This window comes from Erwinia aphidicola (genome assembly GCF_014773485.1).
GTDB lineage: Bacteria > Pseudomonadota > Gammaproteobacteria > Enterobacterales > Enterobacteriaceae > Erwinia > Erwinia aphidicola.
The window spans coordinates 94,200-115,253 of record NZ_JACXBP010000002.1 but is presented as its reverse complement, the minus strand read 5'-3'; the positions used below and the strand labels follow the sequence as shown (position 1 = coordinate 115,253).

Below are 21,054 nucleotides of genomic sequence, written 5' to 3'. Positions count from 1 at the left end.
GGGCCGTCGTGCATCCAGCGCGACGGCCTAACCCAGCGCATCACCGAGGCGGAAAACCGGCAGATACATGGCAACCACCAGCGTGCCGACAATCGCGCCAATCACCACCATCATTAGCGGCTCCAGCGCGGCTGCCAGCGCATCCGCCAGCTGATGAGTTCGCTGTTCATGCCAGCCCGCCAGCCTTGCCAGCAGCGCATCCAGTGAACCTGACTCTTCCCCCACTTTCACCAGCTGATAGCACAGCGGCGTAAACAGCTGATGCGTCTTTAATGCCTGGTGCAGCGGATTGCCGTTTTCGATATGCCGCTGCAGCGCAGCAATAGCTTCGCGCCACAGCAGCGGCGACAGCGTCTTCTCTACCGCCTGCAAACTTTGCAGCAGCGTCAGCCCGGCGCGCTGGGTGAGCGCCAGGGTGGTAAAGATCTGGCTCAGCAGGCTGCCACGATACAGGGCGGCGATCAGCGGCAGCCGCATCAGCAGCCGCTGCTCGCGGCGCTGCCAGCCAGGGGACTTTTTATGCAGCCTGCGCCAGAGCAGAACAACCGCGATAACCAGCGTAATGCCCGGCAAGGCCTGCTGCTGGATGAGCTGCGAAAAGGCGATCACCGCGGCGGTAAACGCCGGCAGGGGGGCATTGAATGTCTGATAAATCGCGACAAACTCCGGCAGAACAAAGACCAGCATACCGATGCTAACCAGTAGCGCCACCGCGAGGATAAACAGCGGATAGCGCAGCGCCTTTTTCACCTTCTGCTGCAGCAGCTGCTGCTGTTCCTGTTGCAACGCCAGCTGCAGGCAGCACTCATCCAGCTCTCCGGTCAGTTCACCGATGTGGATCAGTGCGGCGTACAGCGGCGGAAATACATCAGGCCAGGCCGCCAGCGCGTCTGAAAAAGGGATACCTGATGTAATCCGCTGCTGGAGTTCCAGCAGCAGGGCCTGCCAGCAGGGTTCAGGATGCCCCTCACCCAGCAGCTGCAGGCTGGATGCCAGCGGCATTCCCGCCTTGAGTAAGGTTGCCAGCTGGCGCACCAGCGCGGTTTTTTGCGCCCCTTTCCACTGACGTTGCCCACAGCGCTGGCGCGGGGATATCTTCAGGGGCAGCTGATGATGCGCGGCAAGGTCGGCCGCAATCTGCCCGGCGCTGGGGGCAAAACTGCAGCCGTGATGCAGGTTGCCGCTATCGTCCATGGCCTGCCAGCGAAACAGGTAGCGCTCACTCATCACAGCCTCCGGCAACGCGTGTCAGCTCCTCGAGGGTGGTATCGCCCCGATTCACGCAGTGAAGTCCCTCGACAAACAGTGAATTCAGCCCCTGCTGACGCGCGATTTTCTCCAGCTCTTCAGGCATGGCCGAGCTGGCCAGCGCATTTTGCAGCCGTGCAGATATCGGCAGCATTTCGAACAGCGCCAGGCGGCCGTAAAAACCGGAAAAGCAGCGATCGCACCCTACGGCGTGCCAGTTCTGAATGGTTCCCGGCCAGATATGTGATGGCAGGTGAGCTGTAGCCTCGGCGGGCTGACGGCAGTGCGGGCACAGCCTTCGCACCAGACGCTGGGCAATCACCAGTTTCAATGCTGAAGCCAGCAGATAACCGGGTACGCCCATCTGTCCCAGCCTGACCAGCGTTTCGGTCGTTGAGTTAGTGTGCAGCGTCGACAGCACCAGGTGACCAGTCTGCGCCGCTTTCACCGCAATTTCAGCCGTTTCACCATCGCGGATCTCGCCGATCATAATCACGTCGGGATCCTGGCGTAGCAGCGCGCGCAGCACCCGATGGAAATCGAGCCCCGAGCGGGGGTGGATCTGGGTTTGGTTGATCCCCGCCAGCGGGATCTCCACCGGGTCCTCCACGCTGCACAGATTACGCGTGGCGATATTCAGCCAGCTCAGCCCGCTGTAAAGCGTGAACGTTTTGCCACTGCCGGTCGGGCCTGTCACCAGGATCATGCCCTGCGGGCGTGAGAGGGCTTCGCGGTAACGCTTAAGTTGGGGGGCTGGCATCTTGAGATTCTCCAGTGCCACCGACTGGGAATCACTCTGCAGCAGGCGCACCACGGCTTTCTCACCGCCGCGCACCGGCAGCGTCGACAGGCGGAATGAGTGGGTTTGCTGGCCAAGCTGCAGGGAAAACTGCCCATCCTGCGGCACCCGGCGCTCAGCGATATCGAGGCTGGCGAGGATTTTCAGGCGTGCAATCAGCGGGGCGCTGTTCTCCGCCCAGCTGCCCGGCAATTGCTGCAGTACGCCATCGACGCGTAAGCGGACGCGCAGCCCCTTTTCCTGTGGTTCAAGGTGAATATCCGACGCGCGCTTCTGCAAAGCCTGGGTCAGCAGTTCGTTAATCTTCACAACGGCCGCACCGCTGTACTCTTCGGCGCTCTCCTGTGCTGATGCGGTGGCGCTACTTCCCTCGCGCTGAATAAATTGTTCAAGCCTGGCCTGAGGCCAGCACTCCACTTCGATGGCACTTTGTGTGGCAAAGCGCAGTTCTGTCATCATTTCGTGACCCGGAGTAGCGGCCAGTGCAATGTGCAGCCGCTGGGCATTGAACCCGACAATCACCGCCTGATAGCGCTGGCAGATAGCCTCAACCGCGCGCTGCGTCTCTGGGTTCATGGCGCCTGCTCCTCATCAAAGCGGAACACATCCTGGCAAGCCTCTTGCAATCCGGAAGACTCGCTTTTACAGCTGCGCTGCCAGTCCATCTGTCCGTTATCGCTGTTCCATTGCGGTGTCAGTTTGACGTCCAGCCCTTTAAGGCTCTCCTTGCCGCTTAGGGCAATCTCGCCGGCTTTAACGCTGAGTGCCGACACATAGCGAGAAGTGCGCTCCATCGGCACACCGTTGCTGCCTGCGCTGCAGTTGCCGCTACCGCCGTGCTCAATAGCGCAGAGCTCAACGGCGGTTTTGAACGGCATCGCCGTTTGCAGCATATCGGTCAGCGCGGCTTTTTGCAGATAGCCCTGGTAAGCGGGCAGCCCGATAGCGCTGAGAATGGCAATAATGGCGATAACGATCATCAGTTCGATCAGGGTGAATCCCTGCTGGTTCATGGCAAACCTCCTTGTGGTTAAGAGGTGAGCAACATAATTCGCCACCGCAGGCTGGCGCCAGCAGCGATCCCGAGTTTTCAGAGCGGGGCCGTAAACAATTTTTGTCTGTTACATCAGCGGATTAATGTGGCGGAAGGCGGCTCGCAAAAACAAAACCTGGGCAGAAAAAAGGCCACTGTATGAAGTGGCCTGAATCGTCAGAGGATAAGTTGTTCGGGGCGGCATTGGTAAAGTCTGGCAAGTTTCTCACGGGTTTTCTTATGCGGTTTACTGTCAACGCGCTCCCACTGCGAAACGGCGGACTGGGTGGTACCCAGCTTTTCCGCCACGTCATATTGCGACAGGCCGCGATGAATGCGCCAGGCTGCCTGCAGGCTGACCTCCTGCCCGACCATGATCCCGACAATTTCCTGCGGAACGGTTTCATTATCATGTTCGTCAGCCTCATAGGGCAGGCTGGCCCATTCACTGCTGGCATTGGACAGCAGCTTTTCATACTCGGCCACAGGCAGTACTACAAACTGCGCCGTGCCGTTTTCATCATAAATAACCTGTTTTGGCACTGGGTATCCTCCAGTCTGAGAGCCATGTTCCGTATCTGGTTGCGTTAGTAAGTGTGGGTTGCCCGACGCTTTACTTCCTGAATAACCACAACCACAGGCTCGCCGTTAATCAGTTGAAAAATGACTCTGTAGTTCCCTACTCGCAGCCGGAAAAGAGTGTCATTTCCCTCTATTTTTTTCACGTCCAGCGGCACCACCGGAAAAGCGACCAGCTGTCGACTCTTTTCTGCGATGGCTCTGCGATAGCGGCTGTCAATTTTGCTGAGCTGCTTTAACGCCCGCCTTGTCCACATAACTTCAACCATTGCTCCCCCATTTCCCTGGCATAGCCACACGAGGTTGATTAGATAATAGGTCTAAAATTTGGCTTATACAATGACTTTACTAATTATCTAATCCCTGTATGGGCTGGTGCTGTGTAACACATTCCGCTGTTAATCTCATTAACCCTCCCTCTGTTGCCAGCGGTAGCCATGATTTTTCAGAGCGGGGCCGTAAACAATTTTTGTCTGTTACATCAGCGGATTAATGTGGCGGAAGGCGGCTCGCAAAAACAAAACCTGGGCAGAAAAAAGGCCAGCACATGTAGCTGGCCTGAGGTACAAACAGGTGAAGAGCAGGGATGACTAGCGCTTAGCGAAAGCGCATCGACAAATCGAGGGCACGCACATGTTTGGTCAATGCACCAACGGAGATATAGTCCACGCCGGTTTCGGCAAAGGTTCGCAGGGTCTCGTCGGTGACATTCCCGGAGACTTCCAGCAGGGCGCGGTTGTCACTCAGCTTGACGGCATCGCGCATCTGCTCGACGGTAAAGTTATCGAGCATCACGATATCTGCGCCAGCCTGCAGCGCTTGCTCAAGCTCTTCCATGGTTTCGACTTCGACCTCTACCGGCACATCAGGGTGCATCCAGAAGGCTTTCTCCACCGCTTTGGTGATCGAACCGCAGGCAATAATGTGGTTCTCTTTGATCAAAAAGGCATCCGACAGGCCGAGACGATGGTTGGCGCCACCGCCGCACAGCACGGCGTACTTCAGCGCGGTACGCAACCCGGGCAGGGTTTTACGCGTATCCAGCAGCTGGGTGCGGGTACCTTCCAGAATAGCCACATAGCGGCTGACTTCAGTCGCTACGCCGGACAACGTCTGCACAAAATTCAGCGCGGTGCGCTCTGCGGTAAGAATAAGCTTCGCCGGACCGATAGCTTCGAACAGCGTCTGGTCGGCAGCGATCTTATCGCCGTCATCCACATGCCAGGTAAGCTGTACTTTGTCACCCAGCTGGATAAACACTTCCTCCACCCAACGTTTACCGCAAAAAATACCGGGTTCACGGGTAATGACAACAGCGTGCGAGGCCGTATCGTCAGAGAGCAGGCTGGCGGTGATGTCCCGGCAGGGGTCCACTTCGCCACCCAGATCTTCACGCAGCGCCTGCGCGACGGCAGGGGGAATATCGTCCTCAATACGGTCCATCAGTTCAGCACGGCGGCTGTCGGGATCGTAACGGCGAGATGTCATGATCAAACTCCGAAAGGTCGGGTAACAGAGGCTGACATGCTAGCGTGTTTAATCCGGCCTTGCCAGCCACCTCAGCGCACGAAAGGCGTGTCATGATGGCGCCGTTGAAACCGATCACCTTCGACCTGGAAGCCGTGCGAACCTTCGTGCGGGCAGTGGAGTTGGGCAGTTTTGTGCAAACAGCAGGCCAGCTGCAGCAATCGGCCTCTGCGGTCAATGCTCAGCTAAAGAGGCTGGAGCGGCAGTGCGGGCTGCCGCTGTTACAGGCGTCCGGCGAACAGCTGACATTAACCGCAGGCGGGGAGGTGATGATTGCCTATGGCCGACGGCTGCTGGCGTTGAACGATGAAGCTGTCAGCACCTTACACTGCGCCTACCCTGAACGGGTGGTTAAAGCCGAATGACCTTGCCGCTAAACAGGACTGGTCCGGTGGGTTGCCCGGTGGGGGAGCCACCGCGAGGCTCCAGGCTGATCGCCAGCGTTGGCAGGCTGGCAAGCTGAACGGGCCTGATGCTCACCTGCTGGCTGGCGGAGGAGGCAATCAGCCCCAGCGACTGCGGTTTTTCACCCGGCGGGATCAGCCAGAGTTGCAGGCTGCGGTCTGGCTGAATGGCTGCAGCGTTGATAGCCTGCACCGTCAGCCGGTCTTTGGCCGCATTAAGGCTGACCACCCACGACCCCTGCTGTGCGCTGCCGTTGAGAACAGCCACGGCCTGTGGAGCAGGCGGGGGCGTAAGCTGCGTGTAGATTAGCGCACCGGCAAAAGAGGCCGCCAGCGCCCAGCCCAGCCACGGCCAGCGCACGCTGCGGGCTGGCGTTTTGTCCGCTGGCAGGCTGTGTGCCAGCCGTTGCCAAACCGCTTGCGGAGGCGTAACCGGCTTAACGTTGTGGTCCAGCTCCGCCAGTGCGTGCTGCCAGCGGCCGACTTCGGCCGCCAGTTCAGGCTCCTGCAGCAGGCGGCGGGCGAAACGCTGGCGCGCCGCGCCGCGCAGCGTGCCAAGGGCATATTCTGCGGCCAGGGCTGAGTCGTAATCGCGTCTGCTGTTCATAGGCCCACACACTCTTTCAATTGCGCTAATGCCCGGCGGATCCAGCTTTTTACCGTGCCGTCCGGTTGCTGTAGGTGCTGCGCTATTTCACGGTGCGACAGCCCCTGATAATAAGCCAGACGGATGCTTTGCCGCTGTTCCGGCTGCAGCTGGTCCATACAGTCAGCCAGCCTGCGCGATTCCGAGCGGAACGGCGAATCCTGAGTGGGGTCGTCAGCGTCTGACAACGCTTCCTCTTCCAGTTCGATAACGCGGTTATCCTGCAGGCGTAAATAATCGATTGCGCGGTTGCGCACGATGTTCGTTAACCAGGTTTTGGGGGCGCTGAACGCCGGATCGAAGCTGGCGGCACGCTGCCAGACGGTGAGAAAGCTGTCGTGCAACACCTCTTCAGCCCAGCCACGCCGGTGCAGCATGCGCAGTGCAATGGCGAAAAGGTAAGGGGAATAATGGCGGTACAGCGCTTCGAAAGCGCGCTTGTCCCCTGCGGCTATTGCCTGCATCAGCACAACCTGGCTATCAATCACGTCGTCCGTCATGAACCATCCTGAAAAAGGTGCAGAGGGGTTAAAAATCCTGCTGCACCAAGTGTATACCCTTATTTTTAACCTCTGCGGGTATTTTTAATATTTTCCCTGGTGTTACCGGGTAAATCTTTATGGCATCAGGACGGTATCAATCACGTCAATCACGCCATTTTTCTGCTGCACATCATAGGTACTGATATTGGCGACATTGCCTTTATCATCTTTCAGCTGAATATTGTGCGGGCCGTTCATCATCAGCCACAGCGGTGCGCCGTTTACGGTCTTCAGCTCTGTGCTGCCGTGGCCCTGTTTGATTTTTTTCATCAGCGCCTGCATATCATATTTCCCGGCAACCACATGGTAGGTCAGCACGCTGGTGAGCATGGCTTTATTTTCCGGTTTTAGCAGATTATCAACGGTGCCGGCAGGCAGTTTGGCAAAGGCCGCATTGGTCGGGGCAAAGACGGTGAACGGGCCCGGGCCCTGTAGCGTGTCTGCCAGTCCAGCCGCTTTAACCGCAGCCACCAGCGTGGTGTGATCTTTAGAATTAAGGGCATTCTCAACGATATTATGGGAAGGGTACATAGCGGCCCCGCCTACCATCACGGTATTCTGCGCCATCTCAGCCATTGACGCGGCGCTAAACAGCAGTGATGCACACAGAGCAGAGCGGATGAATGTTTTCATGATGAATTCCTCAGGGTAAGAGAAGGCGTTTTTGCCTCACACTGCTATCTACGGTTGAGGCGATAAATTGGATGCAGAATCAGAAAAATATTTTTCTTCGGCGCTAAACAGCGGGCAGAGAAGTTTGAAAAAGCGAAAAAAAATCATGTTAATCTGAGGTGAATTGAACACAGGAGAGCAGGGTATGCAGTTGCAAGAGGGTTGGATAGCTGGCGTCCGGCGCGTGCCGTCCCCCCATTTTAACCCGCGGCCGGATGATGAAACGCCTTCGCTGCTGGTGGTCCACAATATCAGTCTGCCCCCGGGCGAGTTTGGTGGCCCGTGGATTGACGCGCTGTTTACCGGCCAGCTCGATCCTGAAGCCCATCCCTATTTTGCTGATATCCACCATCTGCGGGTGTCAGCCCACTGCCTGATCCGTCGTGACGGAGAAATTGTGCAGTATGTTCCGTTTCATCTGCGCGCCTGGCACGCGGGCATCTCTCTTTATCAGGGGCGGGAAGCCTGCAACGATTTCTCTATCGGCATTGAGCTGGAGGGGACCGATACGCTGCCCTACACCGATGCCCAGTACGCTGCGCTGCAGGCCATTACCGAACTGCTGGTGCAGCACTATCCCCTGATTGCGCAAAATATTACCGGGCACAGTGATATTGCCCCGCAGCGTAAGACCGACCCTGGCCCGTCCTTCGACTGGCCACGTTTTCGCGCCGGGCTGGCGCACCTCACCCAGACTACTGTTAATGGGAGTAAGGCATGACGTTATTTAGCCTGTTGCTGGTTCTCGGATGGGAACGCTTGTTTAAAATGGGGGAGCACTGGCAGCTTGACCACCACCTGATGCCGCTGTTCCGCGGTCGTCAGCGTTTTTCGCTAATGCGCACGCTGCTGATGATGCTGCTGGCAATGGCGGTGGTTGCCCTGTGCCTGCTGGCGCTGAACGGGCTATTTTTTGGCGTACCGAAGCTGCTGTTCTGGATTTTAGTCGGGCTGCTGTGCATCGGGGCGGGGTCGGTGCGCCTGCACTATCACGCCTATTTGCAGGCGGCCAGCCATAACGATGCCGACGCGCATAATGCGATGGTGGAGGAGCTGACGCTGATCCACGGCGTGCCGGTCGAATGTAACGAACGCGAATTCCTCTGCGAGCTGCAAAATGCGCTGCTGTGGATCAACTACCGCTTCTATCTTGCGCCGCTGTTCTGGTTTGTGGTGGGTGGCCCGTGGGGGCCGGTGCTGCTGGTGGGTTACGCTTTCCTGCGCGCCTGGCAGAGTTGGCTGGCGCGCAGGCAGGATGCGCTGGCGCGTGCGCAGTCGGGCGTGGATGCCATTCTGCACTGGGTTGACTGGATCCCGGTTCGGCTGGTGGGCGTGGCCTATGCGCTGCTGGGTCACGGTGAGCGCGCGCTGCCCGCGTGGTTCGCCTCCCTGGGCGACCGTCATACGCCGCAGTATCAGGTGCTGACCCGCCTGGCGCAGTATTCGCTGGCGCGCGATCCGCACCTTGATAAGGTAGAGACCCCGCGCGTGGCGGTGGCACTGGCGAAAAAGGTGTCGCTGGTGCTGGTGGTAGTGGTTGCGTTACTGACTATTTACGGCACGCTGGTGTAACATCGTGTCGGCCGGTGGTGTGCCAAACTGCGGCATGCCATCGGCGCCCCAGCTGAAGGTCTTGATGCGCGTATGGCGGTTGGGGTCATACAGCGGGTCCCCCTCAATTTCCGTGTAATTGCGCGCGTGATAAACCAGCACATCCTCGCCATTTTCCCCCTGCGTAAAGCTGTTATGCCCCGGGCCATACTGACGGTTCTCCCAGCTGGTGGTGAACACCGGTGCGGCGGATTTTTGCCAGTTAGCCGCTTCCAGCGGATCGGCATCCGCGTCAATCCACAGCAGCCCCATGCAGTAGTTCTCATCGGTAGCGCTGGCAGAGTAGCTGACAAACAGCCGCTGGCCATGGCGAATAGCCGCGGGCCCCTCATTGACGCTGAACCCCGCGCACTCCCACTCATACTGCGGGCGGCTGATCATCACCGTCGGGCCGCTGAGCTGCCACGGGGTCGCCAGCTCACTGAGATAGAGGTTGGAGTTGCCGGGGATCGCCGGATCTTTCTGCGCCCACAAATACCAGTGTTTGCCCTGGTGTATGAAGTGGGTGGCATCCAGCGCGAAGCTGTCGATGGGAGTAACGACCTGGCCGCGCTCCTGCCAGCTTCCACGCTGGGGATCGGCATCATCGCAGGTAAGGGCAAACATGCGGTGCTGGAACAGGCCGTTTTTAATCACCTTTGACGGCGCGGCGGCAAAATAGATCACCCACTGCCCGTCAATATGGTGCAGCTCCGGCGCCCAGATCAGTGCGCTCAGCGGGCCGCGATCGGGTTTACGCCACACGACGGTCGCCGGGGCATCTGCCAGTTGGGCCAGCGTCTCAGCACGGCGGATCTCCAGCCGATCATACTCGGGTACGGAGGCAATAAACCAGTAGCTGTCCTGATGGCGCAGGATGAACGGGTCGGCGCGTTGTTCAATTAATGGATTAGGCCAGTGGCTCATCGGCGGCTCCTTTAAGTTTGGTTTTCAGCGGTTTGCTGTGGTGATAGTCATTGAGTTCCTGGTAATTGACCCGGCGCTGTTCCAGCTCCCGCTGGATCTGCTGCATCAGCGTGCGGTCTACCTTCAGCAGGCGCACTACGCCCGCAGTGATCAGATAGCCCACGCCGGGGATCACGGTGAACAGCAGCACAATACCGTTCAGCGCCGCCGGGCTTTGCTGCTTAGCACCCGCGTCGTAGCCGTACCATGACAGCAGGAAACCGACCATCGCTCCGGCAACCGCCAGCCCGACTTTGAGGAAGAACAGGTTGCCGGAGAAGCTAATCCCGGTAATGCGCTTGCCGGTTTTCCACTCGCCGTAGTCATCCACGTCTGCCATCAGCGACCAGTGCAGCGGTGATGGGATCTGATGCAGAATATTCAGCAGGAAGTACATCACCAGCACCAGTACGGTGGCCTGCGGGTTAAGGAAGTAAAAGCCGCTGGAGAAGATCGCCAGCGCGATGTTGGTCCAGAAAAACACCTTCAGTTTGCACCAGCGGTCGGTCAGCACTTTCGCCAGCGTACTGCCGAGCATCATGCCCACTACGCCAAGGCTGATAAACAGCGTGGCGAAGTGGGTCGACTGCTGCATCACCCAGGTGACGTAATACATGGTGGCCGCCATGCGGATAAAGCCAGGGCAGACGTTGCACAGCGTCAGCAGCAGGATGCGCACCCACTGATCGTTTTTCCACACGTCGCGCAGGTCGGCTTTCAGATCGTCATTGCTCGGCACCGCCGGTCGGATACGTTCGCGCACCGTGGCGAAGCAGAACAGGAACATCAGCAGCGCCACCAGGGCCATCACGCCCATCGCCATCTGGTAGCCGCGCGCTTTATCTGCGCCGCCGAACCACTCCGCCAGCGGCAGCAGCGTCAGTGACAGGATCAGGGTGGCAATCCCCACCATGACAAAGCGGTAAGACTGGCAGGAGACGCGTTCCCCCGGGTCATTGGTGATCACCCCACCGAGCGAGCAGTAGGGAATATTGATGGCGGTATAGGTGAGCGACATCAGGAAATAGGTGACAAACGCCCAGATGACTTTGCTCTGGTAGCTCCAGTCCGGGGTGGTGAACATCAGCACGCTAAACAGGACATAGGGCAGGGAGATCCACAGCAGCCACGGGCGAAAGCGCCCCCAGCGGCTCTGAGTACGGTCGGCAATCGCGCCCATAATCGGGTCGGTAACCGCATCCAGCACCCTGACCGACAGCAGTAAAATGCCCACCAGCGCCGGAGCCAGGCCAAAGACATCGGTGTAGAAATAGTTAAGAAAAAGCATAATGGCGCCGCCGATCATATTGCACCCGGCATCGCCCATTCCGTAGCCAATCTTCTCTCTGACAGAGAGTGCTGTGCCCTTCATGGATAATTCTCCCGCTTGTCGTTAGTGCTCGAGAGTATTCACGCTTAACGCACGGCGTGCGCAGGCGTAAAACGTCGCAGAGATGGACAAAACGCCTGGGAGGGGGAAAGTGTGAGGCAGATAACAATTCGGCCAGCGGGTGCTGGCCGAATCAAAAGCGCGGGTAATGTTTACGCGCGCTGTGCGCGGTTCTTCACCCAGTAGCCGACGCCGAGGATAGCCACCCAGACCGGGATCAGCCACACCGAGATCGCCATACCCGGAGTCATGGCCATCAGCACCAGAATACCGGCAAGGAACAGCAGGCAGATCCAGTTGCCCAGCGGGTAAAGCAGCGCCGGGAAGCGGGTTTTCACCCCCTGCTGGTCTTTCTTACGGCGAAACTTCATGTGCGCCAGGCTGATCATCGCCCAGTTAATCACCAGTGCAGAAACCACCAGCGCCATCAGCAGGCCAAAGGCCTCGCCCGGCATCAGATAGTTGAGCAGCACGCACAGGCCGGTGGCTAGCGCAGAGAACAGGATTGAGATCACCGGCACGCCACGGCTGTCGACTTTCAGCAGCGCTTTCGGGGCATTGCCCTGCTGCGCCAGGCCGAACAGCATGCGGCTGTTACAGTAAACGCAGCTGTTGTACACCGACAGGGCAGCGGTGAGGATCACCACATTGAGCGCATTGGCTACCAGCGCATCGCCCAGCTCGTGGAAGATCAGTACAAACGGGCTGGTGTCAGCGGTGACGCGGGTCCAGGGCAGCAGAGAAAGCAGCACCGCCAGCGAGCCGATATAGAAGATCAAAATGCGGTAGATCACCTGATTGGTGGCTTTTGGAATGCTGGTTTCCGGGTTATCAGCTTCTGCTGCCGTAATGCCAACCAGTTCCAGACCGCCGAAGGAGAACATGATAATCGCCATCATCATAATCAGCCCGGTGAAACCGTGCGGCAGGAAGCCACCCTGTTGCCACAGGTTGCGTACCGTGGCCTGCGGACCGGCGGTGTCGCTGAACAGCAGCCATGCGCCGAACAGGATCATGGCGACAACGGCCACCACTTTGACAATCGCGAACCAGAACTCCATCTCACCGAACACTTTGACGTTCGTCAGGTTGATGGCGTTGATAAGGATAAAGAACACTGCAGCCGACATCCACGTCGGGATATCCGGATACCAGAACTGGATGTATTTGCCGACGGCGGTCAGTTCCGCCATCGCCACCAGCACATACAGCACCCAGTAGTTCCAGCCAGAGGCGAAACCGGCGAAATTACCCCAGTATTTATAAGCGAAGTGGCTGAAGCTACCTGCAACAGGTTCTTCCACTACCATTTCGCCTAACTGGCGCATAATCAGGAAGGCGATAAAACCCGCGATAGCGTAGCCGAGAATAACCCCCGGACCCGCAGATTGAATAACCGATGCACTACCCAGAAACAGGCCGGTGCCGACGGCGCCGCCTAATGCAATCAGCTGAATGTGACGGTTTTTTAACCCGCGCTTCAGCGTTTCGCCCTGCTGTTGTTCCATAGAAACCTCGTTCTTATTTACCCTGCGTACTTCACGCTAAAGCCCGAATTATTTGGGGTAGAATATTTGTAATGTATTAAAATCTTTACGCTGTGGTGTAAGCGAAAATAGGGCAAAACCTATCCTGGCGAAGAGAATAGTGTTAAGTGCCCCCTATTGCACTCGCTTTTGCTTTCCGTGCGAAAGAATGCCCAAAAAATCAACGTTCGCTCTCACTTTTCACATTCCATTATTTGGCATAAACCGGAGCGAATGACGAATAACATTCTCTTATAGTGCCTTCAGATCTTATCCACTAAGCCGCTGCCGCCTTTCGAAAAAGTGACCAAATTTAACATTTGCCGCGCTGCTTCAGGTGGGGAATACGGGGGCCTGTTGCCTGATGAGGAACGAGACGACGGTCTGCTTTCAGTCGGTTGCCATATGGACATCAGGTGAATACTTTGTTACTTTACGGGCTCCTTTTGGAAATTGGTATTACCAATTTACTTTGGCAAATCGTAGAAGAAGGGATAATGGCATACAGTAAGATCCGCCAACCAAAGCTCTCTGATGCCATCGAGCAACAGCTCGAGTCCCTGATTATGGAAGGGACACTGCGTCCCGGAGAGAAACTGCTGCCCGAGCGTGAGCTGGCCGTGCAGTTTGATGTCTCCCGTCCCTCCCTGCGTGAAGCTATCCAGCGTCTGGAAGCCAAAGGGTTGCTGCTGCGCCGTCAGGGCGGGGGCACCTTCGTCCAGAACAGCCTGTGGAAAAGCCTGAGCGACCCGCTCGTTGAATTACTTGCCGGCCATCCTGAATCCCAGTTCGACCTGCTGGAAACGCGTCACGCGCTGGAAGGGATTGCCGCCTATTACGCCGCACTGCGCGGCACTGACGAAGACCTGGTGCGCATCCGCGACTGCCACGTGCAGATCCAGACCGCCCAGCAGAGCGGCGACCTGGACGCTGAAGCCAATGCGGTGATGCAATATCAGATTGCTGTCACAGAAGCCGCCCATAATGTCGTGCTTTTACATCTATTGCGCAGCATGGGGCCGATGCTGCAACAGAACGTCAGACAGAACTTCGAAATGCTTTACTTGCGCCGTGAAATACTGGCGCAGGTGAGTGAACACCGCGCCAGTATTTTTGAGGCGATTGTGGCACGCGAGCCGGAACAGGCGCGCGAAGCTTCACACCGCCATCTGGCGTTTATCGAGGAAATATTGCTGGACAGGAGTCGGGAGCAAAGTCGTAGAGAGCGCTCCTTGCGACGTTTACAGCAACGTAAGGACTAACGCGTAAAAATAACGCGGCAGATACCGATAAAGGTATAAACGACGGGCCTGTCTCTCTGTGTTTTGCAATGAATCAGAGGACAGAGAGACAGGCTCCAGACAATTCAACGTAATTAGACACAGATAAGGAATACCCCCCATGTCAGAACGTTTAAACAATGACGTGGATCCGATCGAAACTCGCGACTGGCTAGAAGCGATCGAATCGGTCATCCGTGAAGAAGGTGTTGAGCGCGCACAGTACCTTATCGACCAGGTCCTGAGCGAAGCACGTAAAGGCGGCGTTAAAGTGGCAGCCGGTGCTGGAGCCAATAACTACGTCAACTCTATTGCTGTTGAAGATGAGCCGGAATACCCGGGCAACACCTCTTTAGAGCGCCGTATCCGTTCCGCGATTCGCTGGAACGCTATCATGACCGTGCTGCGTGCTTCCAAGAAAGATCTGGAACTGGGTGGCCATATGTCCTCCTTCCAGTCTTCCGCAACCGTGTATGAAGTGTGCTTTAACCACTTCTTCCGCGCGCGTACCGAAAAAGACGGCGGCGATCTGGTTTACTTCCAGGGCCACATCTCTCCAGGCGTGTACGCACGTGCGTTCCTTGAAGGTCGCCTGACCGAAGAGCAGATGAACAACTTCCGTCAGGAAGTGCACGGTAAAGGCCTCTCCTCTTACCCGCACCCGAAACTGATGCCTGACTTCTGGCAGTTCCCGACCGTTTCCATGGGCCTGGGTCCACTGGGTGCGATCTACCAGGCGAAGTTCCTGAAATATCTGGAGCACCGCGGCCTGAAAGATACCTCTCAGCAGACCGTTTACGCCTTCCTCGGTGACGGTGAGATGGATGAGCCGGAATCCAAAGGTGCGATCACCATCGCCACCCGTGAAAAACTGGATAACCTGGTCTTCATCATCAACTGTAACCTGCAGCGCCTGGATGGCCCGGTCACCGGTAACGGCAAGATCATTAACGAACTGGACGGCATCTTCGGTGGCGCCGGCTGGGAAGTGATCAAAGTGATCTGGGGCGATCGTTGGGATGCGCTGCTGCGTAAAGATACCAGCGGTAAGCTGGTCCAGCTGATGAACGAAACCGTTGACGGTGACTACCAGACCTTCAAATCGAAAAACGGCGCTTACGTGCGTGAGCACTTCTTCGGTAAATATCCGGAAACCGCAGAGCTGGTGAAAGATATGACCGACGACGAGATCTGGTCACTGAACCGTGGCGGCCACGATCCGAAGAAAGTCTATGCCGCGCTGAAAAAAGCGCAGGATACCAAAGGCAAACCTGTGGTGATCCTGGCTCATACCGTTAAAGGTTACGGTATGGGTGAGACTGCGGAAGGCAAAAACATCGCGCACCAGGTTAAGAAGATGAACCACGAAGGCGTGCGTTACATCCGCGACCGCTTCAACGTGCCAGTCAGCGATGAAGAGATCGAAAACCTGCCTTACGTGACCTTCGCTGAAGGCTCGGAAGAGCACACTTACCTGCACGGCCAGCGTCAGAAGCTGGGTGGCTACCTGCCAACCCGCGAAGCAAAATTCAGCGAGAAGCTGGAAATGCCTGCGCTGGAAGATTTCCGTCAGCTGCTGGATGAGCAGAACAAAGAGATCTCCACCACTATCGCCTTCGTGCGTGCCCTGAACGTGATGCTGAAGAACCCGTCGATCAAAGATCGCCTGGTGCCAATCATCGCCGATGAAGCGCGTACCTTCGGTATGGAAGGTCTGTTCCGTCAGATCGGTATCTACAGCCCGAACGGCCAGCAGTACACCCCGCAGGACCGTGAGCAGGTTGCTTACTATAAAGAAGACGAGAAAGGTCAGATCCTGCAGGAAGGCATTAACGAACTGGGTGCAGGCGCATCGTGGCTGGCGGCGGCAACGTCTTACAGCACCAACAACCTGCCAATGATCCCGTTCTACATCTACTACTCGATGTTCGGTTTCCAGCGTATCGGCGACCTGTGCTGGGCAGCAGGTGACCAGCAGGCGCGTGGCTTCCTGGTGGGCGGCACTTCCGGTCGCACCACGCTGAACGGCGAAGGTCTGCAGCACGAAGATGGTCACAGCCACATTCAGTCGCTGACTATCCCGAACTGTATCTCTTACGATCCAGCGTACGCCTATGAAGTTGCGGTCATCATGCATGACGGTCTGGTACGCATGTACGGTGACGCGCAGGAAAACGTTTACTACTACATCACCACGCTGAACGAAAACTACCATATGCCAGCCATGCCGGCCGGTGCCGAAGAGGGTATCCGTAAAGGTATCTACAAACTCGACACCATCGCGGGTAGCAAAGGTAAAGTTCAGCTGCTGGGTTCAGGCTCTATCCTGCGTCACGTGCGTGAAGCGGCAGAGATCCTGGCGAAAGACTACGGTGTGGGTTCTGACGTCTACAGCGTGACCTCCTTCACCGAACTGGCCCGTGACGGTCAGGACTGTGAGCGCTGGAACATGCTGCACCCAACAGAAGAAGCACGCGTACCGTACATCGCTCAGGTGATGAACGATGCACCCGCCGTGGCTTCAACTGACTACATGAAACTGTTCGCCGAGCAGGTGCGCAGCTATGTGCCTGCCAGCGATTACCGCGTGCTGGGTACGGACGGCTTTGGTCGTTCAGACAGCCGTGAGAACCTGCGTCACCACTTCGAAGTGGACGCGTCTTACGTGGTCGTAGCGGCCCTGGGTGAACTGGCTAAACGTGGCGAAATCGACAAGAAAGTGGTTGCAGATGCCATCGCCAAGTTCGAGATCGATGCAGATAAAGTTAACCCGCGTCTGGCATAAGAGGTAAGAGAGTAATGGCTATCGAAATTAATGTACCGGATATCGGCGCGGACGAAGTTGAAGTCACTGAGATCCTGGTCAAGGTTGGCGACAAGGTTGAAGTTGAGCAGTCGCTGATTGTCGTAGAAGGCGATAAAGCCTCTATGGAAGTCCCGTCTCCGCAGGCTGGCGTGGTAAAAGAGATCAAGATCTCTACCGGCGACAAAGTTGAGACTGGCAAACTGATCATGATCTTCGAAGCGGAAGGCGGTGCTGCGGCACCGGCTCCGGCCGAAGAGAAGAAAGAAGAAGCGGCCCCGGCGGCTGCGCCTGCTGCGGCTCCTGCTGCGGCCAGCGGTGCAAAAGACGTTAACGTACCGGACATCGGCGGCGACGAAGTTGAAGTCACCGAGATCATGGTTAAAGTTGGCGACAAGGTTGAAGCTGAGCAGTCGATCCTCACCGTTGAAGGCGACAAAGCCTCAATGGAAGTTCCGGCGCCGTTCGCGGGTACCGTGAAAGAGATCAAAATTGCCACCGGCGACAAAGTCAGCACCGGCTCTCTGGTGATGGTGTTCGAAGTGGAAGGCGCTGCTCCAGCCGCCGCCGCGCCGGCTGCCAAAACAGAAGATGCCCCAGCTGCGCCTAAGCAGGAAGAGAAAGCGGCCCCGGCTGCGGCTCCTGCTAAAGCGGAAGCGAAGTCTGATTTCGCAGAAAACGATGCCTACGTGCATGCCACCCCGGTGATCCGCCGTCTGGCACGCGAATTCGGTGTAAACCTGGCGAAAGTCAAAGGCACCGGACGTAAAGGCCGTATTCTGAAAGAAGACGTGCAGAGCTACGTGAAAGACGCGGTGAAACGCGCAGAAGCTCCTGCTGCCGCTGGCGGCGGTCTGCCTGGCATGCTGCCATGGCCGAAAGTGGACTTCAGCAAGTTCGGCGAAATCGAAGAAGTCGAGCTGGGCCGCATCCAGAAAATTTCTGGTGCTAACCTGAGCCGCAACTGGGTGATGATCCCACACGTGACTCACTTCGATAAAACCGACATCACCGAACTGGAAGCGTTCCGCAAGCAGCAGAACGCCGAAGCCGAGAAGCGTAAGCTGGACGTGAAGTTCACCCCGGTGGTGTTCATCATGAAAGCAGTCGCGGCTGCGCTTGAGCAGATGCCTCGCTTCAACAGCTCGCTGTCTGAAGATGGTCAGAAACTGACGCTGAAAAAATACATCAACATCGGTGTGGCGGTTGATACGCCAAACGGTCTGGTGGTTCCGGTGTTCAAAGACGTGAACAAGAAAGGCATTACCGAGCTTTCGCGTGAACTGATGGCTATCTCCAAAAAAGCGCGTGATGGCAAGCTGACCGCGGGCGAAATGCAGGGCGGTTGCTTCACCATCTCGAGCCTGGGCGGTATCGGGACAACTCACTTCGCGCCAATCGTTAACGCGCCGGAAGTGGCTATCCTGGGCGTTTCCAAGTCGGCGATGGAGCCGGTCTGGAACGGTAAAGAGTTCACGCCGCGTCTGATGATGCCGATGTCGCTCTCCTTCGACCACCGCGTCATCGACGGTGCTGACGGTGCGCGTTTCATCACCATCATCAACAATGCACTGGCCGACATTCGCCGTCTGGTGATGTAACCCTTAACAAGGCCGGCGAAAGCCGGCCTTGTCGTAAGATGTTGTAGTGATTCGTGGCACCGCGGTTTGCAGTTTATTAACAATTCTGTAAACTCTTGCGGTGAACGCGTCCCGGTGGAAGAAGGACGTTCAAATTCAAAGCCCTGACCCGCCGGACAATCAATTAAGAGGTCATGATGAGTACAGAAATTAAAACTCAGGTCGTGGTACTTGGGGCAGGTCCTGCAGGCTACTCTGCAGCCTTCCGTGCAGCGGATTTAGGTCTGGAGACCGTGATCGTTGAGCGTTACAGCACCCTGGGTGGTGTCTGTCTGAATGTCGGCTGTATCCCTTCTAAAGCCCTGCTGCACGTGGCGAAGGTGATTGAAGAAGCCAAAGCGCTGGAAGCTCACGGTATCGTCTTCGGCAAGCCGCAGACCGATGTTGATAAAATCCGCAGCTGGAAAGAGAAAGTGATCGGTCAGCTGACCGGTGGCCTGGCCGGCATGGCAAAAGGCCGTAAAGTGAACGTGGTCAACGGCCTGGGTAAATTTACCGGTGCAAATACTCTGGTTGTAGAAAATGAGAAGGGTGAAACCACCACGATCACTTTCGACAACGCAATTATCGCGGCGGGTTCCCGTCCCATTCAGCTGCCATTCATTCCGCACGAAGACCCACGCGTTTGGGACTCTACCGATGCGCTGGAGCTGAAAGAAGTGCCAGAGCGTTTGCTGGTCATGGGCGGCGGTATCATCGGTCTGGAGATGGGCACCGTGTATCACGCGCTCGGCTCACAGATTGACGTGGTAGAAATGTTTGATCAGGTGATCCCGGCTGCCGACAAAGACGTGGTAAAAGTCTTCACTAAGCGTATCGGTAAGCAGTTCAACCTGATGCTGGAAACCAAAGTCACCGCGGTAGAAGCGAAAGAAGACGGCATCTACGTGACCATGGAAGGCAAAAAAGCCCCTGCAGAACCACAGCGTTACGACGCGGTGCTGGTGGCGATTGGCCGCGTACCGAACGGTAAAGGTCTGGATGCTGGCAAAGCGGGCGTGGAAGTGGACGACCGTGGTTTCATCCGCGTCGACAAGCAGATGCGTACCAACGTGCCGCACATCTTTGCTATCGGCGACATCGTCGGTCAGCCAATGCTGGCACACAAAGGCGTGCATGAAGGCCACGTGGCGGCAGAAGTGATTTCTGGTAAGAAACACTACTTCGACCCGAAAGTGATCCCATCGATTGCTTACACTGAGCCAGAAGTTGCCTGGGTCGGTCTGACCGAGAAAGAAGCGAAAGAGAAAGGCATCAGCTATGAAACCGCCACCTTCCCGTGGGCAGCTTCAGGCCGCGCTATCGCTTCCGACTGTGCAGACGGCATGACCAAACTGATCTTCGACAAAGAGACTCACCGCGTGATCGGTGGTGCGATTGTCGGCACCAACGGCGGCGAGCTGCTGGGTGAAATCGGTCTGGCTATCGAGATGGGTTGTGACGCTGAAGATCTGGCGCTGACCATCCACGCTCACCCAACCCTGCACGAATCGGTTGGTCTGGCGGCGGAAATCTTCGAAGGCAGCATCACCGACCTGCCAAACCCGAAAGCGAAAAAGAAATAATTCGCTGACGCGTTAGAAACGGCTCCTGCGGGAGCCGTTTTGCTTACTGTACCCCGCTAAAAATCCGCGCAGGGCGACGAAAATTCGCGTATCTTTGCAGGCAATTTCTGCCCAGCTAAAAGGCGTGTTGTGTTAAACAAAGTCGCACTGATTACCGGTGCCTCCCGCGGTATCGGTCACCATCTTGCCCGCCATTTCTATGAGCAGGGCTATCATCTGATTCTACTGGCGCGTGATGCGCAGGCGCTGGCAAGCTTTGCCGCCACGCGCGATCCCGCACGCTTACAGACGCTGGCGCTCGACGTCTGTGACTATCCTGCCGTTGCACAGCAGGTGCAGCAGGCACTCAGCCAGCATCAGCAGCTTGATGTCCTGATCAACGCCGCCGGGATCTTCCGCGCCGGGTCGACCTGCACCCCGGTCGATGACTTCAGCGCGATGCTGGCCACCAATGTCACCGCCATTCATCACCTGTGCCAGCTCTGTACGCCGTGGCTGCTGCGTGCGCCGGACGCGCGCATCTTTAATCTGGCTTCGGTCAGCGGCGTGCAGCCTTACGGCAGCGTCGCCAGCTATGCCGCCAGCAAACATGCACTGGTCGGCTACAGCCGCTCGATTGCCCGCGAGCTGGGCGCACAGGGGATTAAAGTCACTACTCTGTGCCCGGACGTGGTGGATACCGATATGGCGCAGGGTTCAGGACTGACGCCGGACGAGATGCTGAGCAGCGAAGATATCTGCCGCGCCGTCGATTTCGTTATGTCGCTGTCGCCTGCCGCCGTGGTCGAGCAGCTGACCATTGGCCGCCAGTATCGCCCGCGCAAACCCGCCTGAGCCAGGAGAC

General features: G+C 57.2%; 20 protein-coding genes. 8 read left to right on the top strand and 12 right to left on the bottom strand.

Features of this window, described 5'->3' with window-relative positions; translation table 11 throughout:
- Window positions 1–27 precede the first annotated feature (27 nt).
- From hofC to nadC, 6 genes are all read right to left on the bottom strand, one after another.
- On the bottom strand, window positions 28–1,227 hold the full coding sequence (gene hofC, locus ID864_RS04970; RefSeq protein WP_048914911.1) for a protein transport protein HofC: 1,200 nt from the start codon (window positions 1,225–1,227) through the stop codon (window positions 28–30).
- Window positions 1,220–2,623, bottom strand: a complete 1,404-nt coding sequence (gene gspE / locus ID864_RS04965) for a type II secretion system protein GspE (protein WP_099754494.1) — start codon at window positions 2,621–2,623, stop codon at window positions 1,220–1,222. Before gspE ends, hofC begins: the two co-directional genes overlap by 8 nt.
- Window positions 2,620–3,060 (bottom strand): prepilin peptidase-dependent pilin, encoded by a 441-nt coding sequence (gene ppdD, locus ID864_RS04960; RefSeq protein ID WP_191149512.1) that lies wholly within the window; start codon window positions 3,058–3,060, stop codon window positions 2,620–2,622. The genes gspE and ppdD overlap by 4 nt, the downstream gene beginning before the upstream one ends.
- A 197-nt stretch (window positions 3,061–3,257) precedes the next feature.
- Window positions 3,258–3,623 carry a helix-turn-helix domain-containing protein gene (locus tag ID864_RS04955; RefSeq protein ID WP_048914914.1) on the bottom strand — a complete coding sequence of 122 codons (366 nt, stop codon included), beginning with the start codon at window positions 3,621–3,623 and terminating at the stop codon, window positions 3,258–3,260.
- A gap of 44 nt (window positions 3,624–3,667) precedes the next feature.
- Entirely contained in the window at window positions 3,668–3,928 is a 261-nt protein-coding gene (locus ID864_RS04950; protein ID WP_048914915.1) for a type II toxin-antitoxin system RelE family toxin, read from the bottom strand.
- Between the two features lie 328 nt (window positions 3,929–4,256).
- Entirely contained in the window at window positions 4,257–5,147 is an 891-nt protein-coding gene (gene nadC / locus ID864_RS04945; protein ID WP_048914916.1) for a carboxylating nicotinate-nucleotide diphosphorylase, read from the bottom strand.
- A gap of 92 nt (window positions 5,148–5,239) precedes the next feature.
- Here nadC and ID864_RS04940 point away from each other — a divergent pair, with 92 nt between their 5' ends.
- Window positions 5,240–5,551, top strand: coding sequence for a LysR family transcriptional regulator (locus tag ID864_RS04940; RefSeq protein ID WP_053110399.1), 312 nt, complete (start codon window positions 5,240–5,242; stop codon window positions 5,549–5,551).
- Here ID864_RS04940 and ID864_RS04935 read toward each other — a convergent pair.
- The 3 genes from ID864_RS04935 to ID864_RS04925 form a co-directional block, all read right to left on the bottom strand.
- On the bottom strand, window positions 5,538–6,197 hold the full coding sequence (locus ID864_RS04935; RefSeq protein ID WP_191149511.1) for an anti-sigma factor: 660 nt from the start codon (window positions 6,195–6,197) through the stop codon (window positions 5,538–5,540). The two genes, ID864_RS04940 and ID864_RS04935, sit on opposite strands and share 14 nt — an antisense overlap.
- Window positions 6,194–6,736, bottom strand: coding sequence for a sigma-70 family RNA polymerase sigma factor (locus tag ID864_RS04930; protein WP_191149510.1), 543 nt, complete (start codon window positions 6,734–6,736; stop codon window positions 6,194–6,196). Before ID864_RS04930 ends, ID864_RS04935 begins: the two co-directional genes overlap by 4 nt.
- A gap of 117 nt (window positions 6,737–6,853) precedes the next feature.
- On the bottom strand, window positions 6,854–7,411 hold the full coding sequence (locus ID864_RS04925) for a fasciclin domain-containing protein (protein ID WP_048914919.1): 558 nt from the start codon (window positions 7,409–7,411) through the stop codon (window positions 6,854–6,856).
- Window positions 7,412–7,595: 184 nt separating this feature from the next.
- Between ID864_RS04925 and ampD the strand changes: the two genes are divergently transcribed.
- Window positions 7,596–8,171, top strand: coding sequence for a 1,6-anhydro-N-acetylmuramyl-L-alanine amidase AmpD (gene ampD / locus ID864_RS04920; protein WP_048914920.1), 576 nt, complete (start codon window positions 7,596–7,598; stop codon window positions 8,169–8,171).
- Window positions 8,168–9,022 (top strand): beta-lactamase regulator AmpE, encoded by an 855-nt coding sequence (gene ampE, locus ID864_RS04915; protein ID WP_048914921.1) that lies wholly within the window; start codon window positions 8,168–8,170, stop codon window positions 9,020–9,022. The genes ampD and ampE overlap by 4 nt, the downstream gene beginning before the upstream one ends.
- Here ampE and ID864_RS04910 read toward each other — a convergent pair.
- The 3 genes from ID864_RS04910 to aroP all read right to left on the bottom strand — a co-directional run bounded on the left by ID864_RS04910 (window position 8,993) and on the right by aroP (window position 12,904).
- Window positions 8,993–9,967 (bottom strand): glycoside hydrolase family 43 protein, encoded by a 975-nt coding sequence (locus ID864_RS04910; RefSeq protein WP_048914922.1) that lies wholly within the window; start codon window positions 9,965–9,967, stop codon window positions 8,993–8,995. The genes ampE and ID864_RS04910 overlap by 30 nt on opposite strands.
- A complete protein-coding gene (locus ID864_RS04905; RefSeq protein WP_048914923.1) occupies window positions 9,951–11,378 on the bottom strand; it encodes a glycoside-pentoside-hexuronide (GPH):cation symporter in 1,428 nt (475 codons plus the stop codon). The genes ID864_RS04910 and ID864_RS04905 overlap by 17 nt, the downstream gene beginning before the upstream one ends.
- A 170-nt stretch (window positions 11,379–11,548) precedes the next feature.
- Window positions 11,549–12,904, bottom strand: a complete 1,356-nt coding sequence (gene aroP / locus ID864_RS04900) for an aromatic amino acid transporter AroP (protein WP_048914924.1) — start codon at window positions 12,902–12,904, stop codon at window positions 11,549–11,551.
- A gap of 515 nt (window positions 12,905–13,419) precedes the next feature.
- Here aroP and pdhR point away from each other — a divergent pair.
- The 5 genes from pdhR to ID864_RS04875 all read left to right on the top strand — a co-directional run bounded on the left by pdhR (window position 13,420) and on the right by ID864_RS04875 (window position 21,044).
- Window positions 13,420–14,184 carry a pyruvate dehydrogenase complex transcriptional repressor PdhR gene (gene pdhR / locus ID864_RS04895; RefSeq protein WP_048914925.1) on the top strand — a complete coding sequence of 255 codons (765 nt, stop codon included), beginning with the start codon at window positions 13,420–13,422 and terminating at the stop codon, window positions 14,182–14,184.
- A 139-nt stretch (window positions 14,185–14,323) separates the two neighbouring features.
- Window positions 14,324–16,987, top strand: coding sequence for a pyruvate dehydrogenase (acetyl-transferring), homodimeric type (gene aceE, locus ID864_RS04890; protein ID WP_048914926.1), 2,664 nt, complete (start codon window positions 14,324–14,326; stop codon window positions 16,985–16,987).
- Window positions 16,988–17,001: 14 nt separating this feature from the next.
- The gene (gene aceF, locus ID864_RS04885; protein ID WP_191149509.1) at window positions 17,002–18,606 is read left to right on the top strand and encodes a pyruvate dehydrogenase complex dihydrolipoyllysine-residue acetyltransferase; all 1,605 of its coding nucleotides are present in this window, start codon (window positions 17,002–17,004) and stop codon (window positions 18,604–18,606) included.
- A gap of 176 nt (window positions 18,607–18,782) precedes the next feature.
- Window positions 18,783–20,210, top strand: a complete 1,428-nt coding sequence (gene lpdA, locus ID864_RS04880; protein ID WP_048914928.1) for a dihydrolipoyl dehydrogenase — start codon at window positions 18,783–18,785, stop codon at window positions 20,208–20,210.
- 129 nt (window positions 20,211–20,339) lie between these two features.
- Window positions 20,340–21,044 (top strand): SDR family NAD(P)-dependent oxidoreductase, encoded by a 705-nt coding sequence (locus ID864_RS04875; protein ID WP_048914929.1) that lies wholly within the window; start codon window positions 20,340–20,342, stop codon window positions 21,042–21,044.
- Window positions 21,045–21,054 lie beyond the last annotated feature (10 nt).

What these genes read in the sequence shown, in the direction of transcription:
- lpdA (WP_048914928.1), top strand. Translation starts at nt 18,783, where the DNA reads ATGAGTACAGAAATTAAAACTCAGGTCGTGGTACTTGGGGCAGGTCCT.
- ampD (WP_048914920.1), top strand. Translation starts at nt 7,596, where the DNA reads ATGCAGTTGCAAGAGGGTTGGATAGCTGGCGTCCGGCGCGTGCCGTCC.
- nadC (WP_048914916.1), bottom strand. Translation starts at nt 5,147, where the DNA reads ATGACATCTCGCCGTTACGATCCCGACAGCCGCCGTGCTGAACTGATG.
- ID864_RS04905 (WP_048914923.1), bottom strand. Translation starts at nt 11,378, where the DNA reads ATGAAGGGCACAGCACTCTCTGTCAGAGAGAAGATTGGCTACGGAATG.
- ID864_RS04950 (WP_048914915.1), bottom strand. Translation starts at nt 3,928, where the DNA reads ATGGTTGAAGTTATGTGGACAAGGCGGGCGTTAAAGCAGCTCAGCAAA.
- ID864_RS04925 (WP_048914919.1), bottom strand. Translation starts at nt 7,411, where the DNA reads ATGAAAACATTCATCCGCTCTGCTCTGTGTGCATCACTGCTGTTTAGC.
- ppdD (WP_191149512.1), bottom strand. Translation starts at nt 3,060, where the DNA reads ATGAACCAGCAGGGATTCACCCTGATCGAACTGATGATCGTTATCGCC.
- hofC (WP_048914911.1), bottom strand. Translation starts at nt 1,227, where the DNA reads ATGAGTGAGCGCTACCTGTTTCGCTGGCAGGCCATGGACGATAGCGGC.
- ID864_RS04935 (WP_191149511.1), bottom strand. Translation starts at nt 6,197, where the DNA reads ATGAACAGCAGACGCGATTACGACTCAGCCCTGGCCGCAGAATATGCC.
- ID864_RS04940 (WP_053110399.1), top strand. Translation starts at nt 5,240, where the DNA reads ATGATGGCGCCGTTGAAACCGATCACCTTCGACCTGGAAGCCGTGCGA.
- gspE (WP_099754494.1), bottom strand. Translation starts at nt 2,623, where the DNA reads ATGAACCCAGAGACGCAGCGCGCGGTTGAGGCTATCTGCCAGCGCTAT.
- pdhR (WP_048914925.1), top strand. Translation starts at nt 13,420, where the DNA reads ATGGCATACAGTAAGATCCGCCAACCAAAGCTCTCTGATGCCATCGAG.
- ampE (WP_048914921.1), top strand. Translation starts at nt 8,168, where the DNA reads ATGACGTTATTTAGCCTGTTGCTGGTTCTCGGATGGGAACGCTTGTTT.
- aroP (WP_048914924.1), bottom strand. Translation starts at nt 12,904, where the DNA reads ATGGAACAACAGCAGGGCGAAACGCTGAAGCGCGGGTTAAAAAACCGT.
- aceF (WP_191149509.1), top strand. Translation starts at nt 17,002, where the DNA reads ATGGCTATCGAAATTAATGTACCGGATATCGGCGCGGACGAAGTTGAA.
- aceE (WP_048914926.1), top strand. Translation starts at nt 14,324, where the DNA reads ATGTCAGAACGTTTAAACAATGACGTGGATCCGATCGAAACTCGCGAC.
- ID864_RS04930 (WP_191149510.1), bottom strand. Translation starts at nt 6,736, where the DNA reads ATGACGGACGACGTGATTGATAGCCAGGTTGTGCTGATGCAGGCAATA.
- ID864_RS04910 (WP_048914922.1), bottom strand. Translation starts at nt 9,967, where the DNA reads ATGAGCCACTGGCCTAATCCATTAATTGAACAACGCGCCGACCCGTTC.